The organism is Terriglobia bacterium (genome assembly GCA_020072815.1).
GTDB lineage: Bacteria > Acidobacteriota > Terriglobia > Terriglobales > Acidobacteriaceae > Angelobacter.
Map to the genome: position 1 here is coordinate 90,841 of JAIQGE010000011.1, position 16,633 is coordinate 107,473.

The following is a 16,633-nucleotide window of genomic DNA, read 5'->3' on the forward strand; positions in this document are numbered from 1 at the left end:
GCCGCAATGGTTGCGGTCGCCAGTCTTGATTCATTTTCGTTGGTTCATTCGGAACTGCCACCTCCCCGACGCGAACAGAGCCAAAGCAGCGATTTGTACGCAGCGGACGCCGGCCCTTTGGTTCATCGGGCACCTATAGATCACAAGAGTTGCCGTCGAGTTATTTTGGGGTCCCCAAATCAGCGGGTTCGTTTCGCCGCCGTACTGCTGCGGGTTCGCGGCCCGGACCGCACAACCCTCCGCCAGTTCCTGATTCACAGCCACCCGCGCAGCCAGCCGCCCGGCCAACTGCGAGGCCACTCTATTCGATGTCCGCAACCTTGCCGTTCACGATGGTGATCTTGAGTTTCGGCTGGTTGTAAAAATAAAGCAGCTTGGTGGCCCCTCTAGACTGGGTCGCTGGCGGTCCACAAGCCGCTACCACCTGCTCCACGGTTTGTCCGACTTCAACGTTGCAGGTGGAAGCCGGCGTCTGATTGTCAGGCGGCTGCTGATCTTCGCCTTGCGGCGGATTGTTGCCTGGCTGTCCCCCGGTCGCGTTGCCGTCCTGCCCTTGTTGTTGCTCCGGCTGCTGGCTGGCGGTGTCCGGCGCGAAGACTTCGGCAATCTTGTCTTCCACCTGGGGCACGCCGGTGCTTTTCAGCGTGTCCTTGGGGAACTCAATCACCACTTGTCCCACGTAAATAGCTGCCTGGCCGGGATCTCCGGCGCAATAGGCAAACCCCACCTTGACCTCGTCCTTGTTTACTTCAATCTTGGTGGGATACACCTTGTCACCTTTTTCCAGCGTGACCTGGGCCTGTTTGGTGGCGGCGAGGTAGTAACTGCATTTGAAGCCGGTCCTGGTGATGGCGCCGTTTCTGTAGTGGGCCGCGCACAGCGTGGACGACGAAGGCTGGGGCAGCGCGCCGATGCCGGCCTTCTGCAGCGTCATCCCCGTCTCAGGGTTGGTCACCGTGCAGCCGCCCCGGGAGGTGAATTTGCCGGCCGGATATTGCGCTTGCAGTTGTTCCAGCAGCGAAGGCGAGGCCGCCGCGTCCTGGGCGTGAAGCGGAGTGATGGCCATCGCCCCAACCAGCGTCAGGGCGATGGCTTTAATGCAGCGAAAAAAGTTCTTGGTCATCGGTGTTGTTTTGTTCTCTATGGGCCCGTTATTGCCCGGCGTTTTCAATTACCCCGGTCCAGGCTTGCCTTTGATTACTTCCTGCTCTTCCGAGTCGGCGTCCTTTTGCACGTTTTCCAAATCGGCTTCAGCTGCCGCGTCCGCTGCGGGAGCCGGCACCTCGCCTCCGATGGTCCCGGTGTCCGGCGCCTTGGGCAGACCGTTCTTGCCGGAATTGTCGGCCAGCGTTTTCAGACCGGTATCCAGCTTCTGCCGGAACTGATTGTGCATTTCCTGCAGTTCGCCCACTTCCACCGCCGAATTCGTGCTTGTGGGGCAATCGCCTTTTTTGCTGCTGACTACACTTACGCCGACTTTATTGTCGCCGTCGGGGTCAGTCCCGGTGCGCAGCAGGACGTCGCCGGCGGTAACCGCGCATTCGTCGCCGCTATCGGTCACCAGGTCAAGGTTGGTGGACACGATGAACACTTTCTGGTTGGGATCAAGCGCGGCCGGGACTTCCTGCGGCTGATCGTTCCCTCCGCCTCCCTGAGGCGCCGACTGTGCTTGGGCCGACGCTGCGGCTTGCGGTTGCTGTGCCGCTGCGCGCTCCGCGTCAAGCTGGCGTTTCACCTCGTCGGCGATCATCTGCTTGACTTCCGGAGTAAGGGCGACCTGGCCGCCACCGCCACCGCCGCCACCATCGTCCGAACCCGCGGCCGCTTGTGCACCAGCAGCTGCTTCAGCGCGCGCTTCATACGCTGCCTTCAGATTCTCGGCCAGCAGAAAGTCGGTCAGCCAGAGTGACGCGCTGGCGTAAACCGGATAGGGAGTGAAGTAATAGCCGTAATATCCGTACCACGGGCTTCCGCCCCATCCCCAGCCGTAGTACACCGGTGAGTACCAGGGGTTGTAGGCCCATCCATAAAATGCGGGACGATAGTAGAACGCCGGAGCGTAGCCGTAGTAGGGGTGACCGTGCCAGTAGTACGAGCGGTAGGCGTAGGCATAACGCCGTCCGCCATAGACGTAGGTGCGTTGGACATAAACGCGTCCGCCGCGCCGCAGATAGGCGCGCTCAGAGTAGCCCCGGCCTCGCCCGTAGCCGACTACGCGGCGACCATTGTGGTTGGCCTCAAAGCGCCTGCCGCCACGCACATCGCGACGGACCACCATCCCATTGCGTCCGTGGATTTCGCGTACGCGTCCACCACGGTCCGTGCCCACGCGCCGGCCGCTGACTTCGTGGAAATTGCGGACTGGCTCGTGCCGAACATTGGCGCCCACGCGATTGTTGTTGCCCACGCGATTGTTGTTGCCAACACGATTGTTATTGCCAACGCGATTGTTGGTGTTGCCGACGCGATTATTGGTGTTGCCGACGCGATTATTGGTGTTGCCGACGCGATTATTGGTGTTGCCAACGCGATTATTGGTGTTGCCCACGCGATTGTTGGTGTTGCCAACGCGATTGTTGACGGTATTGCCGCGGCCGTTGTTCGCGGTGTTCTTGCCTTTACCGATATTCGCGTTGCCAGTTCCCGGTCGTCCTGAGTTGACGCTGCCGCCACTCGGTCTGCCAACGGAACCGCCGCTTGGTCTGCCAACGTTGCCACTCGGCCGGCCGGTGTTGGCTGGCCTGCCCGCATTGCTGGGGCGGGACGTGCTGGGATGCGATTGCGCCGCTGGTCTGCTGGGGGCCCTGGGTGCAGGCGCCGAAGGTTTGTGCTTGTCATCGCCCCACGATGGGGACGAGACCGCAACCAAAAGTAGAAGGACGCTAAGACAAATCTGCCAACCACCAAAAATTCTCTGCTTCAATTGCATGCGGGCCTCCTGGGCTGCATCCGGAATTTGACGTATTTAGGATATACCGATTGCGTAATTTGCTCTCCAAACTAAAGTTTGCATTGACAAGACATACCGCGACCGCCATCAGCGCGCACGCGGAAAAATCTTGCGCACCAGCGGCTCTGGGGGTGGACTTGTCTTTTGGCGTGATTACACGCTAACGGGGCCCAGGATTTTACGCGTGCTTTGAGGAGATTGGGCAGCATCCATGAATGCCCATCCGCAAACTTGCGTCGCGGCAAGCTTGCGCATCCGATGAAACACACGGAATCCATTACCTGAGATGAACGGAAGCCAGGCAGGCGGGGACAAACAACTCCCAGCCTTCCACAATATGCGCAAAGTATCCTACATGTTACAACTGTTTGTAAATAAAGATTTGATAAGTTTGCTGCAAGATTCTGCTGCGAATCCCGCGAAAACCGGCTGTTCCGGACGTCCGGCGCGCCTGTCGCCTTAGAATCGGGAACTAAGGTGCCTCTAAAATCAGCCGCCGGCGATGGATGGCACCAGGGTCACTTCGTCGCCATCGGCGAACTTGTAGTCTTTGGCCAGGAAGCGGATGTCTTCATCGTTCACGTAAATGTTCAGGAAGCGCCGGACTTGGCCCTGTTCGTCCCGCAGGTGAGGCTTAAGCTCCGGGAAGCGCTGGCCCAGGGCATCGAGCAATTCGCTGAGGTTGGCGGCGTTGGCCGCAAAGTGGTCGAGTCCCTCGGTGTGGCGACGAAAGGCCGATGGGATGGAAACGGTCACGCTCATCGCCCACCTCCCGCGGCCGCCACGTCGGGGTCCCCAACACGAGTTCCGCGTGACGGGACGTTGACGCCCGCCAGCTTCTGCTCCAGGTATTCTTCAAACGCCGCCAGCTTGGGTGCGATCGGCTCGGAGGCTTCGTAGCGCCCGGCCAGAGCATCGGTGGTCTTGAGGCCGTTGCCGGTGATGCATAGGACGGTGGTTTCCTCCGGCTTGATGCGCCCTTGCGCGTAGAGCTTGCGCGCCGATGCCACGGTGACTCCGCCTGCTGTCTCGGTGAATATGCCTTCGCTTTCGGCAAGCAGCGCGATGCCGTCCACAATCTCCGCGTCGCTCGCGTCTTCCGCCCAGCCGCCGCTGCCGGCGATGGTGCGCGCCGCGTAGAATCCGTCCGCCGGGTTGCCGATGGCCAGCGAGCGCGCGATGGTCGCCGGCTTCTGCGGCGTGATCTCATGGCTGCCAGCTTTCACCGCGGTGCTGATGGGGCTGCATCCCGTGGCTTGCGCGCCAAAAAACTTCACGTTCTTCGGCTCTACCAGGCCAAGTTCAATGAGTTCCTTGAAAGCCTTATGGATTTTGGTGATCAACGACCCGCCGGCCATGGGCACGACCACGTTGTCCGGCAGCCGCCAGCCCAGTTGCTCGGCGATTTCATAGCCCACGGTCTTCGATCCTTCCGCGTAGTACGGACGCAGGTTCACGTTGACGAAGCCCCAGCGGTGCTTGTCGGCAATCTGCGAGCACAGGCGGTTCACGTGATCGTAGTTCCCGGCAATGCGCACGATCTGCGCGCCGTAAACTTCCGTTCCCAGGATTTTTGCCGGCTCCAGGTCGGCGGGAATAAACACGCAGGCCTTGAACCCGCCGCGGGCGGCTTGCGCGGCAACAGCGTTGGCCAGGTTGCCGGTGGAAGAGCAACTCACGATCTCGAATCCGAAATGGCGGGCCTGGGTGAGCGCCACGGCGACTACGCGGTCCTTGAAGCTGAGAGTAGGGAAGCAGGACGCGTCATTCTTGAGGTAGAGAGACTTGCTGCGCAGGCTTGTGCCGGAAGATGCTGCGCTGGGGAACGCGTCGCCCAGGTTGGCAGCCTTGACCAGAGGCGTAAAGCCGACGGGAAGCGACGCGTCGTACTGCTCCGGCAGCGGCAGCAGTTCTTTGTAGCGCCACAGGGTGGTGGCGCGCCGGGCAATCACGTCGCGGCTGATCTCTTTCTTGATCGCCGCCAGGTCGTAGACCACCTCCAGCGGGGCGAAACATTTCTGGCAGAAGGAAATCGGCTGGTTGCCCCACAGGGTGTGGCATTCGCGACATCGCAGTTCGTAGCGTTGTCCGCCTGTTTGCGGTTCGTGACGTTGGGTGCTCATAGTTGCTCTTCTCTCAATCTTGCCGCCCAGGGCTCTTGTCTGCGGGCCCTAAAAAGCACAAAACCCGCTTGCCCTGAGGCAGCGGGTTCAAAAATTGCTGAATGAAGCTTTGCTTTATGAACCTTTCTGCCTTGGTGTGGACACACGCATAGCCATGGTGTGACAGCACATGGCCATGTTGGCGACAGGTTGGAACATCAGGTCACTACTATATATAAGGAGAGCGGGAGGAGGCAAGGGGAATTGCCAAAATCGCCGGGATTGCCAAAATTGATAATTGCAAGAAGTCTCGTGCGCTGATCAGCGTCTATCCGCGTGAATCCGCGGCAGGCTCTCGCTTTTCCGATCACCCGATCACCAGATCGCCGGATCACCCGATCCGCCTAGCTGGTCATCAACTCCCTCGCTCTGATCGTCGTTTTGATCACGGCGTTCATCAGCGTGACGCGCAGTCCGCCTTTTTCCAGTTCGATCAAGCCTTCAATGGTGCATCCGGCGGGAGTGGTGACTGCGTCCTTGAGCAGCGCCGGATGGTGCCCGGTTTCCAGCGCCAGTTTGGCGGAACCAAACAGCGTCTGCGCAGCCAGCATGGTCGCCAGCTCGCGTGGCAGGCCCACGCTCACGCCGGCTTCCGCGAGCGACTCCAGAATCACAAACGTGAATGCCGGGCCGCTGGCGGAGAGCGCCGTGATGGCGTCAAAATGTTTTTCGTCCACGATCACCGCGCGGCCCACGCTTTCAAACAGGCGCTTGGCGTTTTCCAGGTGGTCTTTGCGGACGGACTTCCCTGCGCACAGGGCCGTCATGGCCGCTCCCACCATGGCCGGCGTGTTGGGCATGGCGCGGATCACGTGCGCGTCTTTTCCCACCTTCTGCTCAATGAAGCCCGTGGTGGTGGACGCGGCAATGGAGATGAGGAGCGTGTCCGGGCCCAGCACCGGCATGATCTCTTCCAGCAACTGCGCCAAGGCCTGGGGCTTCACCGCCAGCACGATGGTGGGCGCGCCCTGCGCGGCTGCACGGTTGTCCGTGGTCACGGAAACGCCGCCCAGTTCGCGCGAGAGTTCCCGGCGATGCTCTTCATGCTGCACCGTGGCCACGGCTTCGCCCTTGGTGATCAGGCCGTGCTGCAGAAATCCCTGGAGCAGGATGGTGCCCATCTTGCCGCAGCCCAGCACAGCGATCTTCTTTTTTGCAGCCGTGGCGGCAGTCTGGGTCTGGGTCTTGGTTGCCGATGAAGTCATCTGTGTTGGTTTCCTTTCGCGTAGCGCTCACAAAATAGCCCAGTTGGGCGCGCAGGGGCAAGCGCGGAACATCGGCCATAACTGGCTTCAGTCAATGGTCACTTAGGTGCGACGGTAAGCCGCTTCACGATCTCGCCAATCACCGCGTCCGCGCGCGCGGCGATTTGCTGCGGCGTCTGGTCCTGGATGGGATGCTGGACGTAAACCGCGTCTAACCCCGGACGTCCCAGCGCGCCGGCCTGAATCCGCGCCGGCGACATGAACTCCGTGGTGGCCACGGCCACCGCGGGCACTCCCAGATTTTCCAGCCTTACGGTATCGTGCAAACTGCACGTGGTGCACGACCCTCAATCGGCCAGGCCTTCCACCACCGCGTCCATGGCGCGCAGTTGTTCGATGATCTGCGCCGGAGCGTTCTTGGTGTAGGTGGGCTTTTTCAGGCGTACGATTTCCGCAGCTTCGTAACGCGAGCGCAGCAGTTCTTCCAGGCGGTCAAGGAACAGGCTTCCGCCCGGCTTGCTGATGTCCAGCAGTCCGATCTTTTTGCCTTTGAGCGAAGCCAGGCGCGGCGGCGGCGCGGCCGCGGTGGCCACGTTTTCATTTCCCGGATGAACAATGGTTATGGGCATTAGCATCAACCTCTACTTGGGTGGAATCGGATACGTGACCAACTGGCTTCCCGTGGGTCCGGTGGTCCAACTGCCCAGCACGGCGGAAAATTTTCCCGCCGTCCCGCCGGACACCACAATGTGAATGGACTCCGGAGCGCGAAACTTCTGGTAGCACGGTTCGCCCTGCACCATGATCTCACGATAGTGCGCAACCAACTGCGTGCCTTCGCCGTGGTCCGGCGTGGCGTAGTAGCGTTTGGGAATTCCGGTGTTCTCAAAAAGAAATTGGCGGACTTGATTCTTGGTGAAGCCGTCGCGGAACAGAGTCTTTGCATGTTCCGGACACAGTACCACCACAGCTTCATGGTTCATGCAGGCGCGGTAGCTCCACACCGTGGCCAGCGCCTGGCAGATCGCGAACAGCACCACGCTGCCTTTTTGCGCCGTGTGCTCGCTCACGCCGCGGGGAGGCTCAGCGGCGAACAGGCTCAACGCGCTCTGGGTACGCTCGAAGCCGCGGTCCACGTGGAAGGGTTCCCAGGGATTTTCTTCTTCATTTTCCGCGATGCACGATGAAAACTTTCCCGGGTTGCCCAGCGCGGACATGTCAATCCCGTCCGGGCGCGCGCCGCCGATATTCAGCAGAATCAGTTGCAGAGCGCGGCCCAGCGTGCTGTTGGCGCGGGCCACGTTGCTGAAGACGTTTTGCCTGGACCAGAAACCCAGTTCCTGCCGCACCGGGCCGTTGATGACGATGAGCGGCGCGGCAAAATGCGTAGTGGCCTGCACGCCGTGGGCGTTGAAGTTTTCGTCGCACACGGCGCGGACCAGGGGCAGCAGGACGCGCATCAGCTCCGGACGGCATCCGGCCATCACCGCGTTGGCGGCAATTTTTTCGACCGTGGCTTCGCCGTACACGGGAGGCACGCGGGCGACCACGCTCTCCGCCGCCAGCCCGGACGCCTGCACCAGGGCAGCGACTTTGGCTTCCGTCGGCGGGACCACGGGCAGCGCGTCGCCGAATTTCTGAAAGCAGTATTCGTAGGGATCGTCGGTGTCGGCCAAGCTGATTCGGCTGGCTGGCTCGCCGATCCGACGCAAGAGCGGGGCCGCAGTTGCGCCGGTGACTTCCGGCGTTCCGCCCACTGGCTCCGCCGGTTCGTCCGCCGCTGGTTCGCCGCCACCTGGTTCCCCGCCTGGTTCAAGGTGCCGCGAACCGCATCCCGGCTTCCAGGCGGGCACGCCGTCATCCATGGGGGCAATGGATTTTTGGCCCAGGGACGCCGCCAGGGCATTCAGACCCGCTTTGTCCAGGCCCACCAGAGTGCTCTGCACGTTGCCGTTTTCGTCCAGCAGAAACATGGTCGGCACGGACTGAGGATCATAGGCCCGCGTTAGTTTCAGGCCGCGGTCCACGGTCACCGGGTAGCTGATATTTAGTTGTTCCGTGAAGGCCCGCGTGCGTGTCTCATCATCTTGAGAGAGGCCAAGCACCTGTACCGGGCCGGACGCCAGGGAATTCAGGTAAGGCAGCGCGAGCTGGCAGGTGGGGCAGTCGGTCTCAAAAAACACCAGCAGGGCCTTTTTGCCGGGCTGGTATCCGGGCAGGGATAGCAGGTTGGGGCGCTCGTCCATCACTCTGACCATCGCTATGAAAGGTTAACAGAAGCGGGCAGGAGGTATGCGCGCTCCCTGGCAGGTACCGGCCATTGTCATTGAGCAATGGCAAGCTGCGATTTGCCGGTTGCAAGTAGATGAAGGGAAGAGCTTTATGCGCGTAAGCCGTCCACGGACGGCCGCTCCAGGATTGCACTCGGAAAGCCTGGGCAAGCGAGTTTTTGTATATTTTTGGGACATTGCCGAACCACTTGTTAGAGTAGGAACATCTATATCTTTTCAAGGAAAGCACAGTCCCCCTAGGGCGGCCACCCAAAAATTTACAAATAGATTTAGTAGCGGGCGATAGGAGTTTCCCATGGTTAGTCGAGCAGGCCAACGCCAGCTTGCGCGGAAGAGGTTCGCGTTCATTGTTGTCATTGTCATCTTACTAGCTGCTTTTGCCATGGCTGGATGCGGTGGAGGTGGCGCCACCGGCGGTGGAAATACGCCCACGCCAACCCCTACTCCAACTCCGCCCACGCCAACCCCCACGCCATTGCCCGCCGGCACCATTGAACTAAAAGTCCTGGACACCACGGTTTCTCCGGGCGGCATTTATCAATACCAGTTGGGCACCACTGAACCCAAGCCCATCGGGCATGGCAGCACGCGTCCGCAGGTGCCTACCGGACCGGTAGGGCCGGTGCGCGGCACGGCCATCAATGATCCCAGCGGAGTGGCCGCGGGCATCGCGGTGATCAACAGCTCCGGCATCTCCGTTCAACTGGTGGGAGCAAACCTGAATTCCACTTTGGGCACTAACATCGCCTATCCGCTGCTGACCATCTCCATGCCGGTGCTGAATACCGCCACGCCGGGGAGCACCTTTGTCACCAGCTTTGACGTTGCGAACTCTTCCTTCTTTGACGCCAGCAATGCGGCCTACACCACCATTCTTCAGCCGGCCAACGGCTCGCTGACCATTGATCAGGCCGGGCGGCCCTACGTGAGTGACCTGGTTCCTTCAGGCGGTCTGTTGCCTGACCGCACGGTGGTCAAGATTTTTGGCGCCAACTTTACCGCCAACACCCGCGTGGCGATTGAAGACACCACCATCTTCCCCGCTGACACAACTCTGATCAGTTCATCGGAAATTGACGTGAAGATCTGCAACGGCACCATCCCGCCGGCTGCGACGTCCTGCCCCGGCGGCGGCCCGGCGCTGCAGTTGGACGGCGAGCGCGTGCGCGTGCGCGACACCAGCTTCACGCCAACCAGCCAGATTGATTACTACACCTATTTGCGTTCGGACGACGTGGCCGGAACCAGCTCGAACACGCTGGTCACCCAGGTCCATCCTATGTACTCCCGCGTGACGTACACCACGGCCACCATACCGCTGGTGAACACGGGAACGCAGTTTACCGGGATGTCACTGCAGAACACGGCGGCCACCGATGCCACCATCAAGATTGAGCTGCTGAACTCGAGCAACGCCTCGCTGGCGCCGCCGGCAACGTTCTCGTTCATCTTGCCCGGCCTGTCCGGCGCAGCAACCGCGGGAAAGAGGATTACCCGCGACGTGATTGCGGACTGGTTCGGCGGCTCGGTACCCGCTGGCGCTGCCAACGTGAGGATGACTGTGAGTCCGGGCCCGGCGATCCAGGCCCTGGGAATGCTGGGCAACACCAGCACCGGAGTGGTCACGCCGGTGATTCCGCAGTAACAAAACCTTTAAACCACAAAGGACACGAAGGAACACGAAGGTGGCCTTAATTTGACGCAACCACCTTCGTGAACCTTTGTGTCCTTTGTGGTTAGGTCCCTAGGTTTGTGAGCGGCGCCGTTCATACGCCGAGATTTCGGCTTCATGCTTCAGCGTCATGCCGATTTCATCCATGCCTTCCAGCAGGCACATGCGGCGGAAGGGTTCCACGGTAAATTTGGCGAGAAAGCCGTCAGTCGTGGATACTTCGCATCGTTCCAGATCAACTTTCACCATGAGCCGGTCGGCGGACGCGCGGACCATGAGCGATGCGATCTCATCAGGCTTCAGGGCCACGGCCAGCACGCCGTTTTTGGCGCAGTTGTTGGCGAAGATGTCAGCAAACGACGGTGCGATCACCGCGCGGAAGCCGTAGTCGCGCAGCGCCCACACCGCGTGCTCGCGCGACGATCCGCAGCCAAAGTTCTTCCCGGCAAGAAGAATGCTCGCGCCCGCGTACTGCAGGGCGTTGAGCGGGAACGCCGGGTTGGGTTTGCCTGCGGCATCAAAGCGCCAGTCATAGAAAAGGCATTCTCCGTAGCCGGTGCGCCCCGTGCGTTTGAGAAACTGCTTGGGGATGATCTGGTCGGTGTCCACGTTCTCGCGTTCCAGCGGCGCGGCCAGCCCGGTATTTATGGTGAAGCTTTGCATTTCCGTTTTCGCTCCAATCCTAATAGAGAGCGTTCAGGGGACCCAACAGCCACCCACGCCAAACACTCGTCATCCCGACGGCCGTTTATCGAACGCGCGATTTCTTCAGCGCGTGAGTAGGCCGGAGGGACCTTGCGTTTTGATTTTGCTCAGGGCAGCCTCTACGCCTTGTATCGCCAGTTCCTGATGTCCACAAAATGTCCCGCAACAGCGGCCGCGGCGGCCATCGCGGGACTGACCAAGTGGGTGCGACCACCGGCGCCCTGGCGTCCTTCAAAATTGCGGTTGCTGGTGGAAGCGCAACGCTCCCCCGGCTGCAAGCGGTCAGCATTCATACCCAGGCACATGGAGCACCCTGCTTCGCGCCACTCAAAGCCCGCGTCGCGAAAGATCGTGTGCAAACCCTCCAACTCCGCGGCGCGTTTGACTTGCTGCGAGCCGGGCACCACCATGGCCTGGATCCCTTGAAAAACTTTGTAGCCCTTGATGACTCTGGCCGCGGCGCGAATGTCTTCCAGACGCGCGTTGGTGCACGAGCCGATGAATACGCGGTCCACGGGGATTTCTTGAATGCGCGTTCCCGGACGCAGGTCCATGTATTCGAGAGCGCGCAGCATGCCGTTGCGCTCGGAATCGTTGGCGGCGCGGTCCGGGTCGGGGACTTCACCGGTGACCGGCGCGGCCATGCCGGGATTGGTCCCCCAGGTGACGAACGGTGCAATGCGCGCGGCGTTGATTTCCACGGTGGCGTCAAACGTTGCTCCGGGATCAGTCTTCAGCGTTGCCCAATCGGCTTGAGCTTGCTGGAAATCTTTGGGGGCGAAGCGGCGTCCGCGGAGATAGTCAAACGTGGTCTGGTCGGGCGCGATCATCCCGGCGCGCGCTCCGGCTTCAATGCTCATGTTGCAGATGGTCATGCGGGCTTCCATGGACAGCCCGCGGACGGCTTCGCCCGCGTATTCGATCACGTGGCCGGCGCCGCCGTCGGTGCCAATTTGCGCGATGAGCGCCAGGATCAAGTCTTTTGACGTGACCCCGGGTCCAACCCTGCCCGCGAAATTCACCAGCATGGTCTTCGGTTTCTTCTGCACCAGGCATTGCGTGGCCATCACGTGCTCGACTTCCGACGTGCCGATGCCGAAGGCCAGTGCGCCGAATGCGCCGTGCGTGCTGGTGTGGCTGTCACCGCAGACAATGGTCATCCCCGGCTGGGTCAGTCCCAGTTCCGGACCGATCACGTGGACAATGCCTTGCTCCGGCGCTTCCAGATCAAACAGCGGCACGCCGAACTCGCGGCAGTTCTGCCGCAGCGCTTCCACCTGCGTGCGCGCCAGCGGATCTTCAATCACCATGCGGTTGCCGGTAGTGGGGATGTTGTGGTCCACGGTGGCAAAGGTGAGGTCGGGGCGGCGCAGCTTGCGTCCAGCGACGCGCAGGCCTTCAAACGCTTGCGGCGAGGTGACTTCATGGACCAGATGCAAGTCTATATAAAGGATGGTGGAGCCTTCCGGCCCGGCGCAGACGGTGTGGCGGTCCCAGATTTTTTCGAACAGCGTGCGAGCCGGCATCAAAGTCCTCGATCAAACCGCATGATAGGCGAAGCGCCGGTCCAGCCGGGCGGCAAAGGCGCGCTCCACCAGTTTGCCCATCTCACTGGTGCTGACCAAATGCTGCTGGCGCTGTTCCGATAGTCCTGGCGCGGATTCCTGCGGTGGGGCTTGTTGCGGCACAACCAGATCGGCGGTGCGATGTCCCGCTTGCAGCACGTGGCCAATGGCTTCTTCCAGGTCGGCGGCTTCCTGGGCCATGCCGGCGGAGTGGCGCAGCAACATGGCTGCGGAAGCAATCGCGCCCAGCGGGTTGGCGATGCCTTTTCCGGCGATGTCCGGCGCCGAGCCGTGCACCGGCTCGTATAAGTTGACTTCGCCGCCGATGGTCGCCGACCCCAGCATGCCCAGCGAACCGGTGATGGCCGCGGCTTCGTCGGAAAGAATGTCGCCAAAAAGATTTTCAGTCAAAATCACGTCAAAACGAGTCGGCGTGGTGATCAGGTGCATGGCGCAGGCGTCCACGTACATGTGGTCCAGCTGGACGTCAGGATAGTCGCGGGCCACGCCGATGACGGTGCGCCGCCACAGCTGCGAAGTTTCCAGCACGTTGGCTTTGTCCACGGACGTAACTTTCTTGCGCCGCGTGCGCGACTGCTCAAACGCCACGCGGGCCACGCGCTCAATTTCTTCCACGGAATAGCGCATGGTGTTGTGCGCCGAGTTGCCGTCAGCCGCAAAGCCGCGGGGATGGGCAAAATAAATTCCGCCCAGCAGTTCGCGGACAATGAGCACGTCCGCGCCCTTCACCCGCGAGGCGCGTAGCGGCGAGCAGTCGGCAATGGCCGGATAAGAAACCGCGGGACGCAGGTTGGCGAATCCGCCCAGCGCAGTGCGCAGGCGCAGCAGCCCGGCTTCAGGACGCTGCTCGCTGGAAAGATGATCAAACTCCGGCGTGCCCACGGCGCCCAGGAAGACAGCGTCGCTCAGCAGGCAGGATTGCAGAGTGGCGTCGGGCAAGGGCGTCTGGTGGGCGCGAATGGCCGCGCCGCCGACGGGCTTTTCGTCGAACTGAAAGTCGCAATCGTAATAGTGAGTCAGCGTCTTCAGCGCGCGCACTGCTTCACGGCAAACTTCCGGGCCAACACCGTCGCCCGGAAGCATTGTGATCTTGATCTTGATACGCATGGCCCTGTAATACCTGATTCTCGGAAGATTAGTTGGCCGCTGGTTGAAGAACTGAGGCCGGCCGTGGCGCCGCCGGCAGCAAGGAAATCAAGTCCTGGTCATAGATGTTCTTTTTGCTCTCCGCCAGCTTCATGAAGCGCATGTACACCGAATCCAGATCATGCTGCGCCACGGGGTGGCCCAACTCAGCCAGGCGCTTGCCCAGCGCGTGCCGCCCGGAGTGCTTGCCCAGGACCAGGTTGTTGCCGGGAACGCCCACGGACTCCGGCGTCATGATCTCATAACACAGCGGATTGCTGATCACGCCGTGCTGGTGAATGCCGGCTTCATGGGCGAAGGCATTGCGCCCGACGATGGCCTTGTTGGGCTGCGGCTCAAAGCCGATCAGTTCGGCCAACAGCCGGCTGGTGGAGTAGATCTCGCGCGTGTTGATGCCGGTCTCATACGGCAACTGCTCCTGGCGGACGTTCAACGCCATGACAATTTCTTCCAGCGACGCGTTGCCCGCGCGCTCGCCGATCCCGTTGATGGTGCATTCCACCTGGCGGGCGCCGGCCTGGATGGCGGCCAGCGTGTTCGCGACAGCGAGGCCGAGGTCATTGTGGCAATGCGCGGAGATAGTTACTCTCTGGATTCCGTGTACGGTTTCGCGGATGGTTTCAATGAGGCGTCCGAATTCCTGCGGCAGCGTGTAACCTACCGTGTCCGGAATGTTGATTACGGTGGCGCCGGCGTCCACCGCGGCCTGCACGAAGCGGCAGAGGAAGTCCACGTCGGAGCGCGAAGCGTCTTCAGGAGAGAACTCCACGTCATCGCACAGCGACCGCGCGTAAGCCACTGCTTTGTAAACCTGATCGAGCGCCTGCTCGCGGGTGATCCGCAACTTGCATTGCAAATGCAGATCAGAGCTGGCCAGGAATACGTGAATGCGCGGGCGGCGGGCGTGCTCCAGCGCGGCCCAGGCGCGGCGGATGTCCGGCTCCGCGGCGCGGGCCAGCCCGGCGATGATCGGCTGGCGAAGCTGCGAGGAGATCATGCGGACCGCGTGAAAATCGTCGTCAGAGGCGATGGGAAAGCCGGCTTCAATCACGTCCACGCCCAGCCCTTCCAGCTGGCACGCCATGCGCAGCTTTTCCCGGATGCCCATGCTGCAACCCGGCGCCTGCTCACCATCGCGCAACGTGGTGTCAAAGATCGAGATACGAGACCGCTGCATAGCAAAGCCCTCCCCTGGTTGGAACTAGCCATGGTCAAGCCCCGGTCTACAATAAGTCAAATTTATATTTGTTGCACTTAGCATAAGAAATGCTTATGTTATAAGCCGCGCCTTGGGGACACGAAAGCTGGCCGGCGCCAATATCAGGGAACACAATCATGGATTTCTTTCAACTGGAAACGTTTCTTGCGGTAGCGCAGACGGGCAGCTTCTCCGGCGCGGCCAAAGTGGTCCACCGCACCCAGCCCGCAGTGAGCCAGGTGGTGCGCAAGTTGGAAGAGGAGATCGGCGAAGCGCTGTTTGACCGGTCTTTGGGGGGCGGCACGGTCACCGACGCTGGCCGCGTGCTGCAGGAGTACGCGCAGAAAATGCTCAACCTGCGGCGCGAAGCGCGGGCGTCACTGGAAGAGCTGCGCCAGTTTCAGCGCGGCATGCTGACCATCGCCGCCAACGAATTTACGTCACTATACCTGCTGCGCGTGCTGGAGGAATACCGGCGGTTTTGTCCCATGATCAAAGTTGCGGTGCAGCGGTCACTGGCAAGCTCCATCGCCGCGCAAGTGGCCGACCACACGGTGGAACTGGGCGTGCTTTCGTTTCGTCCCGACGACGGCAACCTGCAATCGGTGGTGGTGTTCCGCGACGAACTGGTCTTCGTGGTGCCGCCCAAACATCCGTTGGCCAAGGCCAGGAGCGTGAGCATACGGCAGTTGGGAGCGGAGTCGTTCGTGGCGCACGCCGTGGTGTCGCCCTACCGGTTGAAGGTGCTGGAGGCGTTCGCGCGCCACAAAACCCCGCTCAACATGGACGTGGAAATGCCAACGCTCGAAGCCATCAAGCGCTTTGTGGCCGCGGGCAACGGCGTGGCCTTGGTGCCGCGAATCGCGGTGGAACCGGAGCTGGCGCGCGGTGACCTGATCGCTGTTCCGGTGAAGGAACTGAAGCTGGAGCGCAAACTGCGGATCATCTATCGCAAAGGCGGACAACTCTCGCACGCCGCGCGGGCGTTCTTGCAGGTGGCGGAATCGGTGAGCACGAATGCCGGAGGGAGTTATTTGTTTCAGCAGGAAAAATGAAAAGCAGCGGTTGGTCTTTTCTGAAATCCCGAGCGAAGCGAGGGATACCTATCGATTCCAGTGCTCCCGAGGGCCTGCCTTTGTGTTCCTGAAACGATATTGAGTTCATAGGGATCCCTCGGCCGATTCCCTTCGGCGGCCTCGGGATTTCAGAAGACTGCTAATTGCCATTTGCTAACGGAAGTATGTACTTAACGCAAGGGTGAAAATACCAGATCGTTTGCGTCATGCAAACGATGTTGCTTGCAAATCCTCAATTCAGGTACAATTGTCGGCAGCATGGCAAAAGAAGCCGAAATAACGCAGGCCGACATCCCGCGACTAAAGGCAGCGATCAAGCGCGACCTGGAAGCTGCACAAAATAACCTGGAAGCGATACAGCGCGAGTGGGAAGCACTTACGCTCATTGAGGCTCGGTTGCGGAGGTTGAGCGCACCTGAGTCGAAATATAATCGGCTGCGGGACTTAACTCTAGAAATTCTTCGGAAAGCGGGATGTCCCTTAAGTCCGGCAGAAATCGTGGAACGTGCGAAGCAACACGGATGGACGTTTAAATCTGACCGGAATGGATGGAGCAGTGTAAACAGTGTGCTCTCGCGCAGGAAAGGAAAAGATGTACGCAAGCTGCCTGACGGCACGTGGACTATCAAGTAGTGGACTATG

At 60.9% G+C, this 16,633-nt stretch carries 16 protein-coding genes; 4 read left to right on the forward strand and 12 right to left on the reverse strand.

Going from position 1 to position 16,633, the window contains the following annotated elements:
* Window positions 1-301: 301 nt before the first annotated feature.
* Window positions 302-1,123 carry a hypothetical protein gene (locus LAO20_14985; GenBank protein MBZ5532733.1) on the reverse strand — a complete coding sequence of 274 codons (822 nt, stop codon included), beginning with the start codon at window positions 1,121-1,123 and terminating at the stop codon, window positions 302-304.
* 48 nt (window positions 1,124-1,171) lie between these two features.
* Window positions 1,172-2,389, reverse strand: coding sequence for a hypothetical protein (locus LAO20_14990; protein ID MBZ5532734.1), 1,218 nt, complete (start codon window positions 2,387-2,389; stop codon window positions 1,172-1,174).
* Between LAO20_14990 and LAO20_14995 the strand changes: the two genes are divergently transcribed.
* Window positions 2,369-2,656 carry a hypothetical protein gene (locus tag LAO20_14995; protein MBZ5532735.1) on the forward strand — a complete coding sequence of 96 codons (288 nt, stop codon included), beginning with the start codon at window positions 2,369-2,371 and terminating at the stop codon, window positions 2,654-2,656. The genes LAO20_14990 and LAO20_14995 overlap by 21 nt on opposite strands.
* Window positions 2,657-3,439: 783 nt before the next feature.
* On the opposite strand, the gene LAO20_15000 is transcribed toward LAO20_14995, so the two are convergent.
* The 6 genes from LAO20_15000 to LAO20_15025 form a co-directional block, all read right to left on the reverse strand.
* Window positions 3,440-3,712: a MoaD/ThiS family protein gene (locus LAO20_15000; protein MBZ5532736.1), complete on the reverse strand. Its 273-nt coding sequence runs from the start codon at window positions 3,710-3,712 to the stop codon at window positions 3,440-3,442.
* On the reverse strand, window positions 3,709-5,073 hold the full coding sequence (gene thrC, locus LAO20_15005) for a threonine synthase (GenBank protein ID MBZ5532737.1): 1,365 nt from the start codon (window positions 5,071-5,073) through the stop codon (window positions 3,709-3,711). Before thrC ends, LAO20_15000 begins: the two co-directional genes overlap by 4 nt.
* 383 nt (window positions 5,074-5,456) lie before the next feature.
* On the reverse strand, window positions 5,457-6,317 hold the full coding sequence (gene proC / locus LAO20_15010; protein ID MBZ5532738.1) for a pyrroline-5-carboxylate reductase: 861 nt from the start codon (window positions 6,315-6,317) through the stop codon (window positions 5,457-5,459).
* Window positions 6,318-6,415: 98 nt separating this feature from the next.
* Window positions 6,416-6,643: a hypothetical protein gene (locus LAO20_15015; GenBank protein MBZ5532739.1), complete on the reverse strand. Its 228-nt coding sequence runs from the start codon at window positions 6,641-6,643 to the stop codon at window positions 6,416-6,418.
* A 21-nt stretch (window positions 6,644-6,664) separates the two neighbouring features.
* A complete protein-coding gene (locus LAO20_15020) occupies window positions 6,665-6,946 on the reverse strand; it encodes a hypothetical protein (protein ID MBZ5532740.1) in 282 nt (93 codons plus the stop codon).
* Between the two features lie 12 nt (window positions 6,947-6,958).
* Entirely contained in the window at window positions 6,959-8,566 is a 1,608-nt protein-coding gene (locus tag LAO20_15025) for a TlpA family protein disulfide reductase (GenBank protein ID MBZ5532741.1), read from the reverse strand.
* A gap of 337 nt (window positions 8,567-8,903) precedes the next feature.
* On the opposite strand from LAO20_15025, the gene LAO20_15030 reads away from it, so the two are divergent.
* The gene (locus tag LAO20_15030; GenBank protein ID MBZ5532742.1) at window positions 8,904-10,253 is read left to right on the forward strand and encodes a hypothetical protein; all 1,350 of its coding nucleotides are present in this window, start codon (window positions 8,904-8,906) and stop codon (window positions 10,251-10,253) included.
* Between the two features lie 99 nt (window positions 10,254-10,352).
* Here LAO20_15030 and leuD read toward each other — a convergent pair whose 3' ends face one another.
* The 4 genes from leuD to LAO20_15050 all read right to left on the reverse strand — a co-directional run bounded on the left by leuD (window position 10,353) and on the right by LAO20_15050 (window position 14,894).
* Entirely contained in the window at window positions 10,353-10,943 is a 591-nt protein-coding gene (gene leuD / locus LAO20_15035; protein ID MBZ5532743.1) for a 3-isopropylmalate dehydratase small subunit, read from the reverse strand.
* 161 nt (window positions 10,944-11,104) lie between these two features.
* Window positions 11,105-12,511, reverse strand: coding sequence for a 3-isopropylmalate dehydratase large subunit (gene leuC / locus LAO20_15040; protein MBZ5532744.1), 1,407 nt, complete (start codon window positions 12,509-12,511; stop codon window positions 11,105-11,107).
* 12 nt (window positions 12,512-12,523) lie between these two features.
* Window positions 12,524-13,672: a 3-isopropylmalate dehydrogenase gene (gene leuB, locus LAO20_15045; protein MBZ5532745.1), complete on the reverse strand. Its 1,149-nt coding sequence runs from the start codon at window positions 13,670-13,672 to the stop codon at window positions 12,524-12,526.
* Window positions 13,673-13,706: 34 nt separating this feature from the next.
* Complete coding sequence (locus LAO20_15050) at window positions 13,707-14,894, reverse strand: 2-isopropylmalate synthase (GenBank protein ID MBZ5532746.1); 1,188 nt, start codon at window positions 14,892-14,894, stop codon at window positions 13,707-13,709.
* Window positions 14,895-15,052: 158 nt separating this feature from the next.
* On the opposite strand from LAO20_15050, the gene LAO20_15055 reads away from it, so the two are divergent.
* Window positions 15,053-15,970 (forward strand): LysR family transcriptional regulator, encoded by a 918-nt coding sequence (locus tag LAO20_15055; GenBank protein ID MBZ5532747.1) that lies wholly within the window; start codon window positions 15,053-15,055, stop codon window positions 15,968-15,970.
* Window positions 15,971-16,213: 243 nt separating this feature from the next.
* Window positions 16,214-16,624, forward strand: coding sequence for a winged helix-turn-helix domain-containing protein (locus LAO20_15060; GenBank protein ID MBZ5532748.1), 411 nt, complete (start codon window positions 16,214-16,216; stop codon window positions 16,622-16,624).
* Window positions 16,625-16,633: the final 9 nt, after the last annotated feature.

Excerpts from the sequence above, each read along its gene's own strand:
- LAO20_15055 (MBZ5532747.1), top strand. The coding sequence starts at position 15,053 with ATGGATTTCTTTCAACTGGAAACGTTTCTTGCGGTAGCGCAGACGGGC.
- leuC (MBZ5532744.1), bottom strand. The coding sequence starts at position 12,511 with ATGCCGGCTCGCACGCTGTTCGAAAAAATCTGGGACCGCCACACCGTC.
- leuD (MBZ5532743.1), bottom strand. The coding sequence starts at position 10,943 with ATGCAAAGCTTCACCATAAATACCGGGCTGGCCGCGCCGCTGGAACGC.
- LAO20_14985 (MBZ5532733.1), bottom strand. The coding sequence starts at position 1,123 with ATGACCAAGAACTTTTTTCGCTGCATTAAAGCCATCGCCCTGACGCTG.
- LAO20_15030 (MBZ5532742.1), top strand. The coding sequence starts at position 8,904 with ATGGTTAGTCGAGCAGGCCAACGCCAGCTTGCGCGGAAGAGGTTCGCG.
- proC (MBZ5532738.1), bottom strand. The coding sequence starts at position 6,317 with ATGACTTCATCGGCAACCAAGACCCAGACCCAGACTGCCGCCACGGCT.
- LAO20_15050 (MBZ5532746.1), bottom strand. The coding sequence starts at position 14,894 with ATGCAGCGGTCTCGTATCTCGATCTTTGACACCACGTTGCGCGATGGT.
- thrC (MBZ5532737.1), bottom strand. The coding sequence starts at position 5,073 with ATGAGCACCCAACGTCACGAACCGCAAACAGGCGGACAACGCTACGAA.
- LAO20_15020 (MBZ5532740.1), bottom strand. The coding sequence starts at position 6,946 with ATGCCCATAACCATTGTTCATCCGGGAAATGAAAACGTGGCCACCGCG.
- LAO20_15000 (MBZ5532736.1), bottom strand. The coding sequence starts at position 3,712 with ATGAGCGTGACCGTTTCCATCCCATCGGCCTTTCGTCGCCACACCGAG.